3 protein-coding genes are annotated in these 3,859 nt (G+C 60.0%); all 3 read left to right on the forward strand.

Annotated elements, in window-relative coordinates:
- Nucleotides 1-386 precede the first annotated feature (386 nt).
- A complete protein-coding gene (locus tag C666_RS18755) occupies nt 387-1,637 on the forward strand; it encodes an alpha/beta hydrolase family protein (protein WP_154666269.1) in 1,251 nt (416 codons plus the stop codon).
- Nucleotides 1,638-1,653: 16 nt separating this feature from the next.
- The gene (locus C666_RS18760; RefSeq protein WP_081593499.1) at nt 1,654-2,775 is read left to right on the forward strand and encodes a serine hydrolase domain-containing protein; all 1,122 of its coding nucleotides are present in this window, start codon (nt 1,654-1,656) and stop codon (nt 2,773-2,775) included.
- Between the two features lie 192 nt (nt 2,776-2,967).
- The gene (locus tag C666_RS18765) at nt 2,968-3,789 is read left to right on the forward strand and encodes a hypothetical protein (protein WP_004348649.1); all 822 of its coding nucleotides are present in this window, start codon (nt 2,968-2,970) and stop codon (nt 3,787-3,789) included.
- Nucleotides 3,790-3,859 lie beyond the last annotated feature (70 nt).

Genomic DNA, 3,859 nt, shown 5'->3' on the forward strand with positions numbered 1-3,859 from the left:
CTTCATGTCCGTTCTTCCTGCTGAAAACGGACTCTACTAACCTTCAACCGGTACGTCCTATGGGGGGCAGGTCACAGCTATACACCGCGCGGCCTGTCGCGCCTGACATTGGGTGGTGGTATCAACCATCAAAGCAGAATTTATCTCACCGCGTATGACGCCTATGGGGGGCGCGGTTACGCTACGCAGAAGAGCTTCGCAGTATTCAATTTGATGATGCGTTATGCGTTTAGCGAAAAATTGAGCCTGGGTGTGAATCTGGGCAATGTGTTCGACAAGGAATACCGCGTCACGGCCGGTACCCATAACTACGGAGCAGAACGTAATCTATATGCGACTCTGCGGTATCGGTTCTGATGATGAGGGCAGTAACGAAGTATTCCGGGTTGATCATCGCGATGTGCCTGGGCATAGGGGCTGGTCTCGTATCTGCGATGGAAGGCGAGGCCAGCCGAAAGACCCGCAATGTTCCCGTCGACATTTTCGCGGACCAGGCACGAGGCCCTTATCGGACAGGGACATTCGAGGTGCTGTGGGTTAACGAAGCCCTGGATGACCCGAGTACGACGGCGGTGGGTGATTCACGCAAGGTGATGGTACAGCTGTGGTATCCGGCGTCGTCGTCGGTACAACAGGACCATGCTCCTTATGCGATTAGCCCACAACTCTATGGTGAAAGCCACTGGGTCCATCAACTGGGTGGTGTTCGGACACGGTCGGTGCTGAATGCACCTGTGGTGGAGGGGCGGGAGCGCTTGCCCGTACTTATCTACAACCATGGTGCCATGCACCCGCACTTCAGCGGAACTTTTCAGACGGAATTCCTGGCGAGCCATGGCTATGTGGTCGTGGCGATCGGCCATCCGGGAGCGAATGAGATCGAGAGATTCCCCGATGGGAAGTCTTACCGGAACGACGGCATGACATATTGGGCGGAACCCCCGACGGGGGAGAGACCGGCGCGAAGAGAACTGGCCGAGTATTTGTGGGCACACGGCGATCTGAGTCTTTTCATTGGAGACATCAGGTTTGTTTTGGATAGGCTGGCTGCGCTGGATATCGATCCCGAATGGCGCTTACGTCACCGTCTGGCGCTTGACCGGGTCGGCTCATTGGGCTGGTCGTTGGGCGGATTCCTTTCCCTGCAGGCGGGACGGGATGAGCCGCGAATCAAAGCGGTGGCTAATCTGGACGGCCTGAATCTATTAGGATTGATGGGGCCACGGGGTGTGGCAACGCTGGGGAGCGAGCGGCCTATGCTGTTGATGTTCGCAGACCGTTGGACGGAGGTGTCGCCGCCTTATCCGGGGGTCGAGCTAAGCGCGGACATCGTCGAGCGGATGGAGTTGAGGGCAGCACTCGTCGCGCATTACTGGAGGATGCTCCGGCGCAGCACCGCCGATTGGTACTACATGAGCATCGCTGGGGTTGATCACGCCCATTTCTCGGATCGTACGCTGTTCGAAACCATCCCCGAGGATCGAATGTCTCCGCGCCAGGCGCATGACATCATCAATCGGTTCACGCTGGAGTTTTTCGAAAAATATTTGCGGGGAAGTACCCAGACGCCTTTGCTGGACGGAGAAGAGGTGTTTGCCGAGGCAGGGCTGTTCAAGATGAAAGGGGATGCGAAATGACGAAAAGGAGCATTGAATGACATCGAATTCACGTTGGCTAAAAAAACGACTCGGCCTTGTATTCTTGTTAATGGTGTTAGCCGGTTTGCTCGCCCCGATGTCGTCGTCGGCTCAGCCTGCGGCCGGTAACACGGCTATCGCACCGGCCATCGACTACGACGCCGTGGTCCGGCCCTACGTTCAGCAAGGCCGCTTCATGGGCGCCGTGCTGGTGGCGAGTCAGGGCAAGGTGCTGTTCAGCCGCGGCTATGGCGCGGCCAACCTGGAATGGGACGTGGCCAACACGCCGCTGACCAAGTTCCGCATCGGCTCGGTGACCAAACAGTTCACCGCGGCGGCCGTCCTGTTGCTGGAACAGGACGGCAAACTTCGGCTGAAGGACCGTGTTTCGGCCCATTGGCCGCAGGCGCCGGCCGCGTGGAAGGACATCACCGTCTTCCACCTGCTCACGCATACTTCAGGCATCCCCAACTACACCGCGTTCCCGGAATTCGCGAGCTTGCAGGTCTTCGACACGCCGGTGGAGAAGATCGTCGAAGGCATGCGCAACCGACCACTGGACTTCACTCCCGGTAGCAAGTACGACTACAGCAACTCGGGCTACGTGCTGCTGGGTTGGCTGATCGAGCGCATCAGTGGGCAACGCTATGGCGACTTCGTGCGCGACCGCATCTTCGAGCCGCTGGGCATGCAGGATTCGGGCTACGACTCCAACACCGCCATCATCGAGCGCCGCGCTGCCGGCTATGAACGCCGCCGCGATCAGCCGCTGGCCAATGCCGGTTTCGTGCACATGAGTACGCCGCACGCGGCCGGAGCACTGTATTCCACCGCAGAGGACCTGCTGCGCTGGGCGCAGGGGCTGTTCGGCGGCACGCTGCTGTCGGCGGAATCGTTGAAGAAAATGACGACGCCGTACAAGGGCGGCTACGCGCTCGGTCTGGAAGTGAAGCAGGTCGATGGGCATGAGGTGATCGAGCACGATGGCGCCATCGACGGTTTCGATTCCTTCCTGAGCTACTACCCGGCACAGAAGGTGGTGGTAATCGTGTTGTCCAACGTCGCCGGCGGCCGCCGCATGGGGGACATCACGCGCGAGTTGGCCGCGCTGGCGGTGGGGAGAGGGGAGCAGCCTTGACCAAGCGCGGGCCGCCCTTGCGTATGCCCTATGTTTGATGGATGCCGGCCCGCCGATAAGTGGTCCGATCTTGTATCGTTACCCCGTCATCGTCCGGATGATGGGGGTGCAGGCGTGGCGGCCCGGTCCATATGGGAATGGTGGTCACGAGGCAATCTGCGATTCCGACACTCATAGGGGGAGACATCACAGATGGCAGTCCGCGAATTCACCGCCGAAGGTGCCGTGCATCTCTTTTCCGGGTTGCCCAGCGCGCTGCGCCCGGCCCATATTTTCCAGGCCGTCGACGACGAGCAACTGAGGGCGCAACTCGTCGGCTGCAATCTGTATCTGGTGACCTGCCGCCGGCGCATTCTGGTCGATCCCAGGTTCATCGACCTGAGTGGAGACACGATCACCGGCCACCTTTGCGTCGCCCGCGACGGCTGGGTGGCGCTGCCGTTCCGGTTCCGCCTGTCGTTCGAGCATCACCTGGGTCATCCTGAATCCTTGGAGGTGATGGTTGCGACGGGAGGAACGCATGTGGCCGTGCGGCGCGGCGGCGCCACGATCTTCATCGCCTCGCACGTGATCGTCGCTCAGGCGGAATGCGATCTCACTGCCGAAGAACGCGACCTGCATGTCCTGTACGTTGGCCAGGGCATCGGTCGAACCGGCTCCAAGCTGGCGATCGACCGCCTTTCCAGTCATGCGACGCTGCAGCGAATCCTGGCGGACATGCATACCTACCACCCGGATACGGAGGTCCTGTTGCTGTTGTACCGGTTCGATCAGTCCAGGACGATCGTGAGCACGGGCGGCGACATGAATCTGGAGGTCGCGGCCGGAACCACCGAGGACGGGCTTCACTTGAAACAGTTGTGCGATGCGAGAATCGACCGGCGCGCGCGCATTTCGCTGGCGGAAGCGGCGCTAATCAATTATTTCCAGCCGCCCTACAACGTGACGTTCCGGAAGACGAACTTCGCGATGCAGCGCAAGCTCAGGCTGCTGCGGGAAGTATTGAGCCACTGACCTGCCCCCCATAGGACGTACCGGTTGAAGGTTAGTAGAGTCCGTTTTCAGCAGGAAGAACGGACATGAA

This window comes from Thauera linaloolentis 47Lol = DSM 12138 (genome assembly GCF_000310205.1).
Taxonomy (GTDB): domain Bacteria; phylum Pseudomonadota; class Gammaproteobacteria; order Burkholderiales; family Rhodocyclaceae; genus Thauera; species Thauera linaloolentis.

Coding starts and splice junctions, on each gene's coding strand:
- C666_RS18760 (WP_081593499.1), top strand. CDS start 1,654: ATGACATCGAATTCACGTTGGCTAAAAAAACGACTCGGCCTTGTATTC.
- C666_RS18765 (WP_004348649.1), top strand. CDS start 2,968: ATGGCAGTCCGCGAATTCACCGCCGAAGGTGCCGTGCATCTCTTTTCC.